Source organism: Rhodococcus sp. 077-4 (genome assembly GCF_047782425.1).
Lineage (GTDB): Bacteria > Actinomycetota > Actinomycetes > Mycobacteriales > Mycobacteriaceae > Rhodococcoides.
The window spans coordinates 534,243-549,402 of record NZ_JAJPWC010000003.1; the positions used below are offsets into that span (position 1 = coordinate 534,243).

20 protein-coding genes are annotated in these 15,160 nt (G+C 62.0%); 8 read left to right on the top strand and 12 right to left on the bottom strand.

The window, feature by feature from the left end; translation table 11 throughout:
* Positions 1 to 48 precede the first annotated feature (48 nt).
* The 5 genes from ACNEOT_RS18895 to ACNEOT_RS18915 form a co-directional block, all read right to left on the bottom strand.
* Positions 49 to 849, bottom strand: coding sequence for an ABC transporter permease (locus ACNEOT_RS18895; protein WP_415975930.1), 801 nt, complete (start codon positions 847 to 849; stop codon positions 49 to 51).
* The gene (locus tag ACNEOT_RS18900) at positions 846 to 1,787 is read right to left on the bottom strand and encodes an ATP-binding cassette domain-containing protein (protein WP_415975931.1); all 942 of its coding nucleotides are present in this window, start codon (positions 1,785 to 1,787) and stop codon (positions 846 to 848) included. The genes ACNEOT_RS18895 and ACNEOT_RS18900 overlap by 4 nt, the downstream gene beginning before the upstream one ends.
* Before the next feature lie 15 nt (positions 1,788 to 1,802).
* Positions 1,803 to 2,654, bottom strand: coding sequence for a DUF4097 family beta strand repeat-containing protein (locus tag ACNEOT_RS18905; RefSeq protein WP_415975932.1), 852 nt, complete (start codon positions 2,652 to 2,654; stop codon positions 1,803 to 1,805).
* Positions 2,655 to 2,731: 77 nt separating this feature from the next.
* Positions 2,732 to 3,220 carry a toxin-antitoxin system HicB family antitoxin gene (locus tag ACNEOT_RS18910; protein ID WP_415975933.1) on the bottom strand — a complete coding sequence of 163 codons (489 nt, stop codon included), beginning with the start codon at positions 3,218 to 3,220 and terminating at the stop codon, positions 2,732 to 2,734.
* Positions 3,221 to 3,433: 213 nt separating this feature from the next.
* The gene (locus ACNEOT_RS18915) at positions 3,434 to 3,901 is read right to left on the bottom strand and encodes an SRPBCC family protein (RefSeq protein ID WP_415975934.1); all 468 of its coding nucleotides are present in this window, start codon (positions 3,899 to 3,901) and stop codon (positions 3,434 to 3,436) included.
* Between the two features lie 98 nt (positions 3,902 to 3,999).
* Here ACNEOT_RS18915 and ACNEOT_RS18920 point away from each other — a divergent pair, with 98 nt between their 5' ends.
* Complete coding sequence (locus ACNEOT_RS18920) at positions 4,000 to 4,608, top strand: ClpP family protease (protein WP_415975935.1); 609 nt, start codon at positions 4,000 to 4,002, stop codon at positions 4,606 to 4,608.
* Complete coding sequence (locus tag ACNEOT_RS18925; RefSeq protein WP_415975936.1) at positions 4,605 to 5,231, top strand: ClpP family protease; 627 nt, start codon at positions 4,605 to 4,607, stop codon at positions 5,229 to 5,231. The genes ACNEOT_RS18920 and ACNEOT_RS18925 overlap by 4 nt, the downstream gene beginning before the upstream one ends.
* On the opposite strand, the gene ACNEOT_RS18930 is transcribed toward ACNEOT_RS18925, so the two are convergent.
* Complete coding sequence (locus ACNEOT_RS18930; RefSeq protein ID WP_415975937.1) at positions 5,189 to 5,491, bottom strand: helix-turn-helix domain-containing protein; 303 nt, start codon at positions 5,489 to 5,491, stop codon at positions 5,189 to 5,191. The genes ACNEOT_RS18925 and ACNEOT_RS18930 overlap by 43 nt on opposite strands.
* 183 nt (positions 5,492 to 5,674) lie before the next feature.
* On the opposite strand from ACNEOT_RS18930, the gene ACNEOT_RS18935 reads away from it, so the two are divergent.
* Positions 5,675 to 6,031: a hypothetical protein gene (locus ACNEOT_RS18935; RefSeq protein ID WP_415975938.1), complete on the top strand. Its 357-nt coding sequence runs from the start codon at positions 5,675 to 5,677 to the stop codon at positions 6,029 to 6,031.
* A gap of 147 nt (positions 6,032 to 6,178) precedes the next feature.
* Here ACNEOT_RS18935 and ACNEOT_RS18940 read toward each other — a convergent pair whose 3' ends face one another.
* The 4 genes from ACNEOT_RS18940 to ACNEOT_RS18955 all read right to left on the bottom strand — a co-directional run bounded on the left by ACNEOT_RS18940 (position 6,179) and on the right by ACNEOT_RS18955 (position 9,366).
* Complete coding sequence (locus tag ACNEOT_RS18940; protein WP_415975939.1) at positions 6,179 to 6,628, bottom strand: protein-tyrosine phosphatase family protein; 450 nt, start codon at positions 6,626 to 6,628, stop codon at positions 6,179 to 6,181.
* On the bottom strand, positions 6,618 to 7,313 hold the full coding sequence (locus tag ACNEOT_RS18945) for a class I SAM-dependent methyltransferase (protein ID WP_415975941.1): 696 nt from the start codon (positions 7,311 to 7,313) through the stop codon (positions 6,618 to 6,620). The genes ACNEOT_RS18940 and ACNEOT_RS18945 overlap by 11 nt, the downstream gene beginning before the upstream one ends.
* Before the next feature lie 38 nt (positions 7,314 to 7,351).
* On the bottom strand, positions 7,352 to 8,383 hold the full coding sequence (locus ACNEOT_RS18950; RefSeq protein ID WP_415975942.1) for a zinc-binding dehydrogenase: 1,032 nt from the start codon (positions 8,381 to 8,383) through the stop codon (positions 7,352 to 7,354).
* 128 nt (positions 8,384 to 8,511) lie between these two features.
* Positions 8,512 to 9,366, bottom strand: coding sequence for an alpha/beta fold hydrolase (locus ACNEOT_RS18955; protein ID WP_415975944.1), 855 nt, complete (start codon positions 9,364 to 9,366; stop codon positions 8,512 to 8,514).
* A gap of 56 nt (positions 9,367 to 9,422) precedes the next feature.
* On the opposite strand from ACNEOT_RS18955, the gene ACNEOT_RS18960 reads away from it, so the two are divergent.
* From ACNEOT_RS18960 to ACNEOT_RS18980, 5 genes are all read left to right on the top strand, one after another.
* Positions 9,423 to 9,818 carry a MerR family transcriptional regulator gene (locus ACNEOT_RS18960; RefSeq protein WP_415975946.1) on the top strand — a complete coding sequence of 132 codons (396 nt, stop codon included), beginning with the start codon at positions 9,423 to 9,425 and terminating at the stop codon, positions 9,816 to 9,818.
* 95 nt (positions 9,819 to 9,913) lie between these two features.
* The gene (locus tag ACNEOT_RS18965; protein WP_415975948.1) at positions 9,914 to 10,771 is read left to right on the top strand and encodes a phosphotransferase family protein; all 858 of its coding nucleotides are present in this window, start codon (positions 9,914 to 9,916) and stop codon (positions 10,769 to 10,771) included.
* A 68-nt stretch (positions 10,772 to 10,839) separates the two neighbouring features.
* Positions 10,840 to 11,511, top strand: a complete 672-nt coding sequence (locus ACNEOT_RS18970) for a TetR family transcriptional regulator (RefSeq protein ID WP_415975949.1) — start codon at positions 10,840 to 10,842, stop codon at positions 11,509 to 11,511.
* Positions 11,508 to 12,440, top strand: coding sequence for a TIGR01777 family oxidoreductase (locus ACNEOT_RS18975; RefSeq protein ID WP_415975951.1), 933 nt, complete (start codon positions 11,508 to 11,510; stop codon positions 12,438 to 12,440). Before ACNEOT_RS18970 ends, ACNEOT_RS18975 begins: the two co-directional genes overlap by 4 nt.
* 43 nt (positions 12,441 to 12,483) lie before the next feature.
* The gene (locus ACNEOT_RS18980; RefSeq protein ID WP_415975952.1) at positions 12,484 to 12,795 is read left to right on the top strand and encodes an NIPSNAP family protein; all 312 of its coding nucleotides are present in this window, start codon (positions 12,484 to 12,486) and stop codon (positions 12,793 to 12,795) included.
* Positions 12,796 to 12,850: 55 nt separating this feature from the next.
* Here the strand turns inward: ACNEOT_RS18980 and ACNEOT_RS18985 are convergent, their stop codons facing one another.
* Together ACNEOT_RS18985 and ACNEOT_RS18990 are read right to left on the bottom strand one after the other, a co-directional pair.
* A complete protein-coding gene (locus ACNEOT_RS18985; RefSeq protein WP_415975954.1) occupies positions 12,851 to 13,606 on the bottom strand; it encodes an SDR family NAD(P)-dependent oxidoreductase in 756 nt (251 codons plus the stop codon).
* Positions 13,603 to 15,159: an acyl-CoA synthetase gene (locus ACNEOT_RS18990; RefSeq protein WP_415975956.1), complete on the bottom strand. Its 1,557-nt coding sequence runs from the start codon at positions 15,157 to 15,159 to the stop codon at positions 13,603 to 13,605. The genes ACNEOT_RS18985 and ACNEOT_RS18990 overlap by 4 nt, the downstream gene beginning before the upstream one ends.
* Between the last annotated feature and the right edge of the window lies 1 nt (position 15,160).

The window sequence follows — 15,160 nt, forward strand, 5'->3', positions numbered from 1 at the left end:
CCCGCAAACGCGCGCGCGTTCGATAGCGCCGGCGCATGATCGGGGTTCTCAGCGAACGGACTTCTTTTCGTAGATCGCCATTGCCCAGGCATACCCTGCCACTGTGATGACGAGGCACCACCCCAGGGCGAGTGCGAGATTCGATTCCATCGGCGATCCCGTCAGTAGCGCACGCAGGGTCTCGACGAAGGGCGTGAACGGTTGATAGTCGGCGAACCATCGCAGTCCTGCCGGCATCGTATCGGTAGGCACGAACCCGCTGCCGAGGAACGGCAACAGCAGCAACAGCATCGGAAGGTTGCTCGCTGTCTCCACCGATTTCGATGCCATTCCCATCGCCACAGCGAGCCAACTGATAGCGAACGCAATGAGAACAACTATCGCCAGCGCCGAGATCCATTGCACCAAGCTTGCATTCGGGCGGAATCCGACAGCAATCCCGACCGCCAGCACGACGACAACGCCGAGGACGGCCTGCACGGTATTGCCGAGCACGTGGCCGGCAAGAACCGCTGCCCGCGAAATCGCCATAGTGCGGAAGCGAGCAGTGATTCCCTCTGTCATGTCCATTGCCACCGTGGTGGCCGTCCCTCCTGCGGTGCCGGCGATGGTCATGGCGAGGATGCCTGGCATCACGTAGGGCAGATATGCAGTCCGTCCACCATCTGGGTCCACACCGGGCAACCCCGCGCCCAGGGTTCCCCCGAACACGAAGACGAACAACATCAGGAACACCACCGGTGCTCCGATGACGAACATCGTCAGGCCCGGATAGCGCACTATGTGCAGAAGATTGCGGCGGAGCATGGTGATCGAGTCGCCGACCGTATAAGTCATTGCGGTAGTCATGACGTCTCCTTGTTGCCGGTCCTGCCGGTCAGTGCCATGAAGACGTCGTCGAGGTCCGGGGTATGAATGCTCAGGTCGTCGGCATCGACACCCGCCGCAGCGAGCCGGCCCAACACGGTCTGCAGCGTGCGGACACTTCCGTCGGTCGGCACCGACAGCGCCAGACCGTCGGCGTCGACGACGACATCGTCGAGTGCCCGGGTTGCGTCGTCGAGCGCCACGGAGTCAGCGAACTGCAATCGGATGTGTCCACCGGGGATGCGCCTCTTCAACTCGTCCGGGGTGCCGTCGGCAACGATCCGTCCGTCGTTCAGCACAGCAATACGGTCTGCGAGTTCGTCTGCCTCGTCGAGGTATTGGGTGGTGAGCAGCACTGTGGTGCCGTCGGCAACCAGCGAGCGCACGATGTCCCACATGGTGCGCCGGCTGCGAGGATCGAGTCCGGTTGTCGGCTCGTCGAGAAAGATGACGCTGGGCGTAGCGACGAGCGTCATCGCAAGATCGAGGCGGCGACGCATACCACCCGAGTACGTGGACAGCGGCTTTCGCGCCGCCTCTACGAGGTCGAACTGTTCGAGCAACTCGGTGACCCGCAGCTTGGAGTGTTTCGAACCGAGATGCCGCAGCCTGGCCATCAGCATCAAATTCTCTTCGCCGGTCAGGAGGTTGTCCACCGCAGAGAACTGACCTGTCAGGCCGATTGCAGCGCGAACGCCGTCGGGATCATCGACGACATCGCAGCCTGCGACTGTTGCCGAACCACCCTGGGGCCGAACAAGAGTAGACAGGATGTGTACGGTCGTGGTCTTGCCTGCCCCGTTGGATCCGAGCAGAGCAGTGACGGTCCCGGCTTCGACCCTGAGGTCGACGCCGTCGAGCACAGTTTTGTTGCCGTAGGCCTTTCGTAGTCCGTGCGCGTGGATCGCAGGTTGCTTCATGAATGAGCCTTCCCGTCAGCTGTGCTTCGTATGTCGGATAGCAATGTCGCCGTATTTCGTTCGGGCTCGAACCGCAACACTCTCTTCGGTCTCCTCAGGCGCACCTTCGGGAGTGAGTTCGTTACGAACGTGCCCGTCCTTCGACGACAGGTCGAGCCACGCGGGCACGCCGCGTCGGACACCGACGGTGATCTGGCCGTACCCGCTCTCGACATCGATTGCCCCAGAATCGACTTGGTGCAGGGTGATGCTCCCGTACGCGGTCTTCGCGGTCACCCCACCGAGCGCTCGCCCGACCTCGAGATCGCCGTACGAGAGCTTGGCATCGAGTTCCGTGCCGGACTCTCGCACCGTAATCGATCCGTGTGACGCTTTGAGCGTCGCATCACCGACGACGGTGCCGACCCTGATTTGTCCGTGATCAGCCGTTATGTCGATATTGCCCAGCGCGGTGTCGACGGTCGCGTTGCCGTGACCTGCTCGCATCCACAGGTCGCCGGTGGTGTCCAGCTCGACCGGTCCGGTCGAGCTCTTGACGCGCACGGCTCCCAAATCGCCGACTGTGCGTAGGCTTCCGGCGGCGACCTCGATGCTCAGACGAGAACCCCGCGGCAGTTCGACTTTCACCTCCACGGACTCGGTCGGGCCGAACAGGCTGATTCGCGGCCTCGGGCCGATGATGGTGAGCCGTTCACCGTCGAAGTCGATCTTCGTGTTGTCTGCCCCTTTGCGGTCGACGGCCTTCGACGCATTGGTTGGTGTGACCGCAACGACTGTGTCCACGCGTTCTGTCGCGACGACTTCGATGCTTCCGACTTGGAGATCGACTGCTAGGTCGATCGGCTTCGGGGTGGCGAATTCGGGCATAGCGATGCCTTCCTGTGGGCATGGTTGTGAAACCCTGCTCGCTGCAGAGTTGGTGAAAAGTGCTGCTATCAGGACGCTTAGCGCGCCCAGCCTGCGAAGTTGTCCCCGGTGCGCACCGTGCGCTGAGTAGCGCGGCGCTGTTTGGGTTGTAGCGCCGACGCGACGGCTCGCACCAACCAGGTGTTCACCGACACCCCTTCAGATGCCGCCGCTTCGTCCACCCGTGACTTGAGCGCATCCGGTAACCGAAGGGTAGTGCGGGATGTGCTCGTGTCATCGAATTCGATTGACGTAGAACGCTGGTCGTCATCACCTGGTTCCGGCATGGACGCCGCGACGACGAAATCGATCTCCCGTCCACGGAGACGGATGTCGACGGATCCCGGCGCAAGGTCGCGGTTGATGTCGCCCACCGCGGCCGACAGCAGGTCGAGCATCACCAAACGGGTCGCGGCGTCCAGGCCATCGACGAGGCGCTCGGCGGCCAGTCGAGTGCTCTCGTCGCCGGTTGCTGCCGATTCGGCGAGCCGACGCTGAAGATCGTTGACGTACTGACCCAGTTCCATGAATCAACAATGACACCATAGTGGTGTCACGTCAAGGTCTAGTGGTGTCACTGCGCCGACGACGGGTTTTTCCGCTCGTCACCGGTGCGCTCAGTGTCCCCACTTTGCGTCGAGAGACGAAATTTCGTCATCGAGGTCGAATAGTGGACACTCAGCGCACCTGGCTCCGGCGTATCGGCGCTGGTCGAAGGGTTGTCCACAGCCGACGGCCTGTCAGTCCTCGGATTCCACGATTCGCTTGATTGCCGCCAGGGTCCTCGGGATACCGTCGAGTGCCGCCCGGCTACGAGTGTCGATTTCCTGCTGGGCCGAGTCACCGAACTTGCGGTGGAAGTGCGCGATACCGTCGGGCAGGAAGGTCCAGTTCTCGGTAAGACGGGTGCCGCCGTCCACCTCATCGAGCGTGTAGCCCCAGCGGACGAAGTTGTCACCCACCACCCATGCGAATTCACGGCCGGGCTCGGCTGCAGCAACCGTCGACACGGTCTCCCAGGTGCGATCGGGGGTGACGTTGCGCCCGGTGAACGTCGATCCGATTTCACCGCCGTTGGGTTCGTTCCACCAGCACTTCTGGCAGATCGGACTCCATTCGCCGGTTCGGGTGATGTCGGAGACGACGGCGTACACGTCGTCGACCGATGCGGCGACGACGACGGATTCCGAGAACTCGAGTGCAGTCATCTCACCATTGTCCCTCAGCGGCCACGAAGCTATGAGCAGAGTCGCTGCCCACAGCAGAACTGATGGCGTGCAGCATCATTGGGCTTCACACTCGAACCATGAGCGAATCTCCACGAATGTTCCCGTCCGAACTTCGCAACCAACTTCTGCGTCATCGGGTTCTTGTGCTCGACGGCGCACTCGACGACGACAACGGCACCGTCCTCACCACTCACCTGCTGACGTTGGCGGCCGAGAATTCCTCCGCCGACATCGCCCTGTGGATTCACTCCCCCGGAGGGTCGGTTCCTGCCATGCTTGCCATCCGCGATGTGATGCAACTCGTACCCTGCGACGTCTCGACGCTGGCACTCGGATTGGCATGCAGTGCAGGTCAATTCCTGCTGTCGTCAGGCACTCGCGGCAAGCGATACGCCCTGCCGCACTCGCGAATTCTGATGCACCAGGGTTCGGCAGGCATCGGTGGTTCTGCGGTGGAAGTGGAGGTGCAGGCCAACGATCTGCGGCACACCCGCGATACAGTTCTCGGTCTCATTGCCGACGACACCGGGCAAACACGTGAGCAGATATTCGACGACTCGCTGCACGATCGCTGGTTCACCGCGGAGGCGGCCCGCGAGTACGGGTTCGTCGACGCGATCGTCGATTCGTTCGATCAGGTCATGCCTGCCCGACGGGTGTCGTTCGGAATGGAGATGGCGCGATGAGCACGTACACGATTCCCAACGTCATCACCCGAGATTCACGCGGCGAACGCGTCGTTGACGTCTATTCGCACTTGCTCAGTGAGCGCATCGTGTACCTCGGCACCGGTATCGACGCAGGTGTTGCGAACGCGATGATTGCACAACTGCTGCACTTGGAAGCCGACTCCCCCGACCAAGAAATATCGATGTACATCAACTGCGAGGGTGGAGACACTGCTGCCATGCTCGCTGTCTACGACACGATGCAGTTCATCGGATCACCTATCGCCACAACATGTGTGGGGCAAGCAGTAGCAGCGGGAGCGGTGTTGCTGGCGGCGGGAGCGCCGGGGCGTCGATCAGCACTGACGCACAGCCGCGTGGTGTTGCATCAACCCGCAGCGCAGGGTCGCGGCACCATTCCGGATCTCATTCTGGCCGCCGACGAGGTGGTTCGGGTGCGAGCCGAGATGGAGGCCATTCTCGCGAAACACACTGGACGCGACGTGGGGAAACTTCGTCACGACACCGACCGCGATCTGGTGCTGACAGCCCCGGCAGCTCGCGAATACGGCGTCGTCGATCGAGTTCTCGAGGGCCGTCAGGCAGCCATCAATGTGGCGTCGCCCCGAGACAGGTCGTGATGCGCCAGCCCTGAGATCTCCGCCATGGACGCACCGAGCGCACCGACGACGGCCGCAAGGATCTCACTCGACGGATCCTTGCGGCCGCGTTCGAGCTCTGAAAGGTACTGCGGTGCAATCCCTGCACGCGCTGCAGTGTCGGCGAGTGTGTCCCCGCGGGCATGTCTGCGCTCGCGCAATCGCCGTCCGATCACCTCACGCCACAGCGGTTCCACTGAGCGTGCTGCTCGACGCTCATCGATTCGTATGACCTCGCCCATGATCGGAGCCTAGGCCTCGATTCAGCGAGGGGCAGCCGGTTCTGCTCAGAGCAGAGCGCTTCACGAACCGACGTGACTGCGGTACTGTCGATTCACACGATCACGAACCACTCACCGGCCCGCCTCCGACATGGCGCACACAATGAGATCTCGTCACGAGAGGGCTATGCCCCTTCTTGCCCGGTGAACCCCCACAGGCCGCGAACCGCGCGGAGCGACGGTTGGGCGATTCAGTATCTGGCGCAGTGGCGTCAGCGAGTCGAATCCGTTGAGAAGCAGGTCAGCGGAAAAAGCCGGGCTGCGCGCGACAACCGGATACCGTTGGCGATCGGCTTGACAGGCTGTCCAGCGTGCGACGGGCATTTCTTCGGCGACGGTCCGCGCGATCGACTCGAGCGCCTGATGCGCCGCGATGGACGTCATGCCCACCGATTGCGCGTCGCCGTAGCCGAATTGGACGATCGATACCGTGACGCCACCGTCGAAGTTTCGTGGTCCAGAACGATGCCATGGTGGGAGCGCCGCGTGCCGTGGATATGAGCGACGTGGCACAGAGTCGAAGATCGTGCACCGTGCGGGGTACGGGAATTCTCGGGCATATCCTCGCCCAAGGCGCTCCATTCATGCGGCTGAGCACCGTATTGTTCGTCCCTCGCTTCTCAGCCCGCGTTCGTCCGCCTCAAGGGCTCAGTACCCAGACCCGGACTCGACGAAGTGCGTGGCAAAGCGCTTCTGCCAGGGCGTTTCGACGGCTCGATGCGAGTAGTTGTTACGAACGTAGTCGACGGCGGCCCGGCCGGGCATTCCGTCGAGAGCGACGAGGCACGCCAACGCTGTTCCCGTTCGCCCGTATCCACCGGTGCAGGCAATTTCAACCCGCTCATTTTCACTGCGTAGCAACAGGTCTCGCAGAGCAGCCATCAGTACGTGGCGATCCGACGGCAGCCAGAAATCGGGCCATCGAACCCACGTGCTGTCCCACTCGAACTTGCTGGGCTCCTTGCCTTGCAGATACACGCCGAAATCCGGCGGCGGGCCTGGTGGCGTCGGCATACGTAGTCCACGGCCACGAACCACCCTGCCCGACGGTAAGCGAATAACACCCGCCCCGTTGAGATCCCACGCGCTACTCGGCATTTTGCTCGCCGCTGGGCTTCGTCCACTCGATCGTGTGTCGGAAGCCGATGCGATGGCGCATCACCGCACCAGGGAGCACCTCGTCGACTATCTTCTTCACCTCGTCGAAGCTCAGTTCCGGATCTTTGACCGGGAACGGCGGCGGCTGCGATCTCGTTGGGCTCGGCCACGGGTGGTGGAGAAAACCGATCAACGGGTTGGTCACGATGGACGCTGCATCCCACAACAAATCACGGGTGGTTCGCGGTGGCGCGAGACCCACGACGAGCAAGCGTCCCTGCGGGGCGAGTATTCGCTCGACGTGGCGGAGTGCATCGTCGACATCGAGGTGATGCAGCACAGCGACCATGGTGATGAGGTCTACGGAATCGTCTGCCCACGAGTCTATTCGACGGTCGGTGATCGACACGTTGGTCAGGTCACCGGAACCGAGCTGTGCGAATCGACGCATATCCGAATCGCGGTCGGCACCGGTGACCTGATCGAAATGAGAAGCAAGGACGCGCACGAGACCGCCTCGTCCACAACCGACGTCGACTGCGCTGCGGCGCTGTGGAGGAAGATTCGCCAGGATCCAACTATGGAAGTAGTCGTTGTGGCTCCATGGGTGACGCGCATTCAGCTCGCGTACCCACTGAGCCCCACGTCCTCCGATCAGGGACGTTCCCATTCGTCTCAACACCACGCAATCCAGTATCCAGCACGAGGCGATAACCCGCTGGATCACGACCTGTGTGGACCTCGACTGTCCAGTTCGACGATCACGTTTCCTCGGTGCACACCGGTCAAGAGTTCGTCCAGCGCCGAGATGGTTCGGCCCAGGGGACCCTCGAGAACGGTGTGCGAAAACGTGATTTTTCCTTGCACAAACCATTCGACGTAGTGACTGATCCACGCCTGGATTTGCTCGGGTGTGTGCATGGTGGTGAACGGCCGTATTCGAATCTCTTTGACGATCGACGTCATGATGTCCAACCTCGGGTGCCCGCCGTTGCCGCCGCCGATCTGGCCGGCAAGTGCTCCGCAGAGCGCGAATCGCGCGCCGAAAGCTGCGTGCTGGATGGCTGTTTCGAACTGCGTGCCGCCGATGGTATCGAAGAAGACAGTGATGCCCTCCGGTGCGAGCTCGCCGAGTCGCGCGTCGAGATCTTCGTTCTTGTAATCTATCGCGGCATCGAAGCCGAGTTCCTCGGTGAGGTAGCGGCATTTGTCAGGCCCTCCCGCGACTCCGATCACGAGCTCTGCTCCACGTGCTTTCGCAATCTGACCGGCCATGGACCCCACGCCACCCGCCGCCCCGCTGACGAGAACCACATCTCCCGCGACCACTTCTGCCACGTCGACTATGCCGTGAAACGCCGTGACGCCTTGGTTCAGCATGTATTCAGGGCCAGGAAACAGCCCGTCGGGAACAGGAAATACGTCGCTCGATGCGACCGCGGTCAGCTCCCTCCACCCTTGGTTGTGCTGTACGACGGTACCCACCGCGATGTTCGAGCGAGACTCCACGACACGGCCGATCGCCGGGCCGTACAGCGGTCGGTCGATCTCGAACGCCGGCAGGGGTAGTCCGGGTTCCGCGAAAAGCAGGTCGGCATTGACGGCGACGATCTGCTGAAACATGTTCTGTACGAGTACGTCTCCTTCATCCAGCGGCCCTCGCATGGTTTGGCGAACTTCCAACAACCCTGATGGCACCTGAGTCACGTCGGTGCGGTGTTGACGCAGCACTACCTCTGAACTCGAAATACTCATGTTGTCCCCTCGACGTCTCGAAACACCTGGCATTCCAGGAGCAAAGTCGACGGTAGGGATCAATGCGGACAGAATCGGTCCGCGTCGCCGCTATCCACGGAAAGTATCGGTCCAACTCGTAGTCGGCGTCACGCTGCGTCCAGCCACGCGTCCAATGCCTTTTCCACGAGCGACGGAGCCTCCAGCGGTGCCAGGTGACCGACTCCGGCGACTGTTGTCACCTCCGGCTCTCCCGGCAGCAACTGTTGAAGCCGAAAGGCCTGTTCGATGGGAATCCAGGGGTCCTGCTCGCCCCACCCGATCGAGGTTTTGCAGCGGACTCGATGAAGACTGTCGACGATGGGCCGCGTGTGTTCGGGGCGCAGTCCAGCGATCTGTCGGTAGAAGGCCGACTGACCACCTCCTGACGTCCATGGTGTTGTCAAGGTTGCCATCGTGGCCGTTGACAACTGCTGATTCGCCGCTCCCGCAATGTATTCGGAGACCAGTGCTGCGTGCAGGGAAGACGGCAACGCGGCGAAAACGTCGCTGTGGTCGGCAACGAGCCGGAAGAACGGAGATCCCCACGGGTCCAGGGTCACCACGTCCCACAAGAACAAACTGCCGTAGTCGCGTCCGTGTATCAGGTGGGCTCCCAGCGCGACCGCCCCGCCGATATCGTGTGCGACAACGAAGGGGCTCTCCAACTTCCAGTGGGCGAGCAACGATGCGAACCGATACATCTGAGTTTTCAGGTCGGTACACACGTGGGATCCGTGTGCGGACCGTCCGTACCCCGGCATATCCCACAGATACACCCGATGCCCGACGGCGAGATGCCTGGCCGCCCGCGCCCACACCTCCGCTGACCACGGGGTCCCATGGCAGAACACGACATCAGCCGAGGAGACGGCCACCGAAGGGATCAGCTCGTAGGTTGCCACCTCGACGCCGTCCACGGATACGAACACGGGCGGCGGTAGAGCGAATGTCGTTGGCATCATTGTTCGGAGCTTAGAACTTCAGGTCGACCTGAAGTCAATGTGAAATAGTCACCCTGATGAAGATCGGTGATGCTGCGCGGGCACTCGACGTGCCCACCCACGTCCTCAGGCATTGGGACGACATCGGTGTCGTGGTACCCAACCGCCTACCGCCAGGCCATCGCGACTACAGCGAGGAACATCTGCGCCGACTCCGGGTGTTGCGCGCATGCCAAGACGTGGGAATCAGCTTGGCTGACATTCGTCTGATTCTGCACAGGGGCGAATTCGAGCGAAATGCCGTCATCGCAGCACAACTCGCCCGTATCAGGCGTCAGAAAACCCAGCTGCAACGTGCCGAACGATTCCTCGAGCACGTGGTCTCCTGCACCCATGATTTGATGACACGATGCGGTCGCTGCAGCGAATATTCGGAACGGGCTTTCGAGGGACATGACGAGGTGACACCGTGATCGATCCCGACGCTTCCTGGACCGTCCCACCGCGGACCCTGGCCTGGGTTCATGAACATTTGGATGTGGGCGAACGGATTTCAGGGATCACGTCGATGGCTGGCGGCATCACCGCGGAGGTTCGAAAGTTGACCGTCGTCGCACCGGGTGGGTCCGTTCGCCACCTGGTGTTGAAGTGCTACGTCGATTCAAAGGTGATGCAGAAAGCTGGAAACTGGCTGAATCGGGAGAGCTGGGCGCTGAGGACCCTTGCACCCTTGGGCTTGTCGGTACCCGAACTGGTGTCGGTCGACCAGGCCGCTGTCCGTTGCGAGTATCCATCGCTCCTCATGACTCAGGTGCGGGGTTCGCCGGTTCTCACCGACGAGGGCGTGGACATGCGGGTTCCTCAACTGGCGCAACAACTCGTGGCCGTTCACAGGATCGAGGCCATCGATCGTCCTCAGGATTACGAGGTGTTGACGACTGCCGACACTGTTGTCGTTCCCACCGGGGCCGAAGCAGAGCTGTGGTCGGCAGCGATAGAGGTGATTCGAGAGCCGGTCCCACCCCACGACGGGGTCGTTGTGCACCGAGACTTCCAACCCGGCAACGTTCTGTTCGACGTGTCGAACACCGGGCCTCATCGACTCACCGGTGTCGTCGATTGGGCGGGAACCGCCTGGGGTCCGGCGGATCTCGACGTAGCGCACTGCTCGACCAATCTTGCTCTGCTGCACGGCCCTCGGTGGGGTACACGTTTCGCGACGGCTTACGAGGAGGCCGGCGGCGTACTGGCCGACACTGCACGTGCACGACGGTACTGGCGTGTGCGCGACGCCTTGGCCTGTTCGGAAGAGCTGCAGGCGTGGGTCCAACCGTGGCGCGAAGCTGGACGTACCGATCTGACGCCACGTGTTGTCGAGGACCGGCTGGACTCGTATGTCTCGTTTCTGATGACTACATCGAACTGACGCCTCTTGAACATGTTCAACAACAAGCGTACCGTTCTTTTGAACATGTTCAGAAATGAGGTAAATCGATGGCCCGCACGTCCGAGACACGCGACAAGGTGGTCGAGGTAGCTCTTCGTCTCTTTCGAGACGAAGGGTTTCAAGCAACCACGATGCGTCGGATTGCCGACGAAGCGGGCGTCTCTCTCGGAAACGCGTACTACTATTTCGCCGGCAAGGACGAACTGGTCAACGAGTTGTACATGGTGATTCAGCGCGACCATCGCGAGCGCGCCCTCGCCGTTCTCGTCGACGGCGGTTCACTCTCCGAAAACCTCGCTGCCGTCCTGCATTCCGGCCTCGACGTGATGGAGCCGTATCACGCGTTCGGTGGATCTTTCCTCCAGTTGGCGTTGCCGACGAACACGAAATCAAGTCCGTTCTCGGAGGAGTCGTCCGACGCCAGGTCCATGGCCATCGACCTCATGAGAATTACCCTGGCCGCATCGAAGCAGAAGGTTCCAGCGTCGCTGAAAGATGCACTGCCACAACTGCTCTGGATGATCTACATGGGCGTCACCCTCCATTGGGTGACCGACAGCTCGGACAACCAGACGCGCACCCACACCTTGGTCGACGGGCTCGTTCCCGTGGTGGCCAAAGCCGTACGCCTCGCCCGCCTCCCGGTGGCGCGCGGGTTGGTCACCGACGTGGCCGGCTTGCTGAAACGAATGACGTCCCCAGAAGGGCTCGAGCAATGAGTGATTCACCGTCGACCGTCGTCCTGAGCGGTTCCTCCGGCTACATCGGCCGCTACCTGCGTCGGTACTACGAAGACCGCGGTATCCGCGTCAGGACCATCGGCCGCGGAACAGCCAGCGACGCAACGTGGTCCGACCATCGCGGCGTCGTCGATGTGCTCGACGGTTCCGATGTGGTCGTCAATCTCGCAGGCCGCTCGGTGAGCTGCCGATACAACAAGACGAACGCGGACGAGATCATGACTTCCCGCGTACAGACCACATCCCAGCTCGGTCGCGCATTGGCCGAGGTCCACCAAGCTCCTACCCTGTGGATCAACGCCAGCACCGGCACCATCTATCGCGATTCGCGTGATCGACCGATGGACGAACGATCCGGCGACATCGGTTCCGGATTCTCCGTCGAGGTTGCACGCGCCTGGGAGCGTGAGCTGTTCGACGCCGACGCGAAAATTCGCAAAGTGGCGCTTCGTATGTCGATCGTGTTGGGCGCGGGCGGCGGGGCCATCAACCCCATCATCGACCTGGCCAGAGTAGGGCTCGGCGGAAAGATGGGCGACGGCGGCCAGAAGTTCAGTTGGGTACATGTCGCCGACGTGGCACGCGTCCTCGATCACCTCTACGACCACCCCGACATCTCCGGACCGGTCAACGTCGCCACACCGTTCCCGGTGACCAACGAAGAACTGATGCAGCAGGTGCGGAATACGCTCGGCCGCAGTCACGGGCTACCGACACCGGCATGGCTGCTCCAGTTCGGCGCACGGGTGATCCGAACGGAAGCAGAACTGGTCTTGAAAAGCCGCTGGGTCGATCCACATGTGTTGAGAGACAGTGGATTCGAGTTTCGATATCCAAAACTGGGCGACGCGCTGGCCGACATCGCTTCCGAGACACCCCGAGGCCTACTCCCCGTCACCCTGGGCTGATGGGGAGTACACGAGACAGGACCCCACTATCGAAGGACGAACCGTGATTTCCATACACCTGCGGTACGAGATCGACCCCGATCGCCTCGACGAGTTCCGCGAATACGGACGGCGTTGGATCCCCTTGGTCGAACGGTTCGGCGGCACGCATCACGGTTACTTCCTGCCCAGCGAAGGAGACAGCGATGAAGCCTTCGCGCTGTTCACGTTCGACTCGCTTGCAGCCTACGAACGCTACCGACAGGAGTCCGCAGTAGACCCGGACTGCATCGAAGCGATCCGATTCGCGCGCGCCACGGGGTGCATCAGGCGATACGAACGCCGCTTCCTGTCGCCGTTGTTCGCGGGTGACTGAAGCGTCACCCGCGAACACCCCGGTGCCGTTGCACTGCGGCCGACCTCGACCACGGCTACACGAGCGACGCCGACAGCCCTCCGTCCAGGATGTAGTGACTTCCGGTGATCCACGACGCCCGGTCGGAGGCGAGGAACAGCGTCACTTCCGCGATGTCTTCGGGTGTTCCCAGTCGTCCCTGCTTGGCTTTGACCAGGTCACCGAACGGAATTTGGGTTGCGGCCTCGAAGTCCGGGACCAGTCGGTCGACCATGGCCGTGTCGGCAAATCCGGGGCACACCGCGTTCACTCGAACGCCGGAGGCTCGCATCTCGATGGCGGCGACGCGGGTGAGCTGAATGACTGCAGCCTTTGTGGCACAATATGACCCGAGCAGCGCAGTGCCGCCGACGCCGGCGAGCGATGCGATGTTGACGATGTTGCCCTTCGATTCGACCAGGGCACCGATCGCGGCCTTCATCACCAGGAACGTGCCCTTGACGTTCACGGAGTAGATCTTGTCGAAGCTCTCCGTCGACTGCTGAAGCAGTGGTGACGACACTTCGATTCCCGCGTTGTTGACGACGATGTCGAGACCACCGAGGATGTCGACGGCCTGCGCCACGGCACTCTGCACCTGACTCTCGTCGGAGACATCGCAGTTCGCGATCCCGGCGGCACCTAGTTCTTCGGCGGTTTTCGCTGCTGCGCCTTCGTCGATGTCACTGACGACGACGCGCGCGCCGCGCTCGATGAACATCCGAGAGATGGCTTTTCCGATGCCGGCTCCGGACCCGGTGACGAATACTCGCTTGCCCTCGAACTCGGTCATGGTGTGCTTCCCTTCGATAGTGAGTGAGACATGGTGCTGCGCACTTCGGTCTTGAGGATCTTTCCCACCTTCGAGCGCGGGAGATCGGTCCAGATCTGAATCTGTTTGGGTGTCTTGATGCTTCCGATTCGCGCCTTCACATGGGCGATCAAATCCGCATCGGATGCATCTCGACCGGGACGCAGAAGAACGGCGGCGGTGACGCGTTCACCCCACTTCTCGTCGGGCAACCCGACGACGGCGCATTCCTTCACCGACGGATGCGACAGCAGGGCCTGTTCCACCTCGGCCGAGTAGACGTTGAACCCACCTGTGATGATCATGTCCTTCGCGCGGTCGACGACGTACAGGTAGCCGTCGTCGTCGAGATACCCGATGTCGCCGGTGTGGTGCCATCCGTGCGCACCAACTTCGGCTGTCGCGTCTGGATTTTGGTGATACCCCTGCATCACGAGTGGACCGCGAACGACGATCTCGCCGCGTTCGCCGCGTTCGACCAGTCCACCTTCGTCGTCCATGATCGCCACCGTCGTCAGAGGCGTCGGTTTACCGGCCGAGCCGAGCCGCTCGACGGCGATCGAACCGTCGTTGCGGAAATGATCGGCCGGAGCGAGCGTGGCGATCATGTTGGGTGCCTCGGTCTGTCCGAAGAGCTGTCCGAGAACAGGCCCGATGCGGGTCAATGCCTCTTCGAGTCGGGTGGGCGACATCGGCGCGGCCCCGTACCAGAGGCACCGCAACGACGACAGATCCGTGACGTCGAGATCCGGATGATCGAGCACGCCGTAGATCACCGTGGGCGGCAGAAATGCATGCGTGATGCTGTGTTGTTCGATGAGAGACAGGAACTTTCCAACATCCGGAGCCGCCATGACGACTACGTGTCCACCGAGACTGAGGATGGGGAACGTCAGCACTCCCGCCGAATGAGTCAGCGGCGCGAGCGCCAGGTACCGAGGCCGATCTCCGAAGGGATAGCTCATGAGTGCTGTTGCGGTGGAGGTCATCATGTTCTCCTCGGTCAGCCTCACTCCCTTCGGTTTTCCTGTCGTACCACCGGTGCCGGCGATCATGCACAACCCGTCGTCCGGGCGTCTGTCGGCCACCGAACCGGATCCGTGTTCGACGAGCCAACGGTCGTAAGAGACTGCGCCCGGCACGTCGCCGTCCAGACAGACGAGCCACTCCAACCGAGGTAGCTGATCACGAATGCGTCCGACCAGATCCGCGAAGGCTTTCTGGAAGAACAGGAATCGACAACCGAACAGGTCGAACAGTTGCCTGTTCTCGTCGGCCTCGTTGCGGGGGTTGATCGGGCACCACACCGCCCCTGCTCGCGAGATCGCGAACACGCAGGTCAGCGCGAGTGGATCGTTGGCGGAGAGCACTGCAACCCGGTCACCGGCCTCGATTCCGTTGTGCTGCAATGCAGCGGCGATCGTCACCGTGTCGTCGTACACCTGGCCGTAGTTTCGGGTGGTGTCGCCGATGGTGAGACAGGGTGCGTCTCGACCCAGTGAGACCCCTTTGTCGAGGTAGTCGGACAGCCGCATC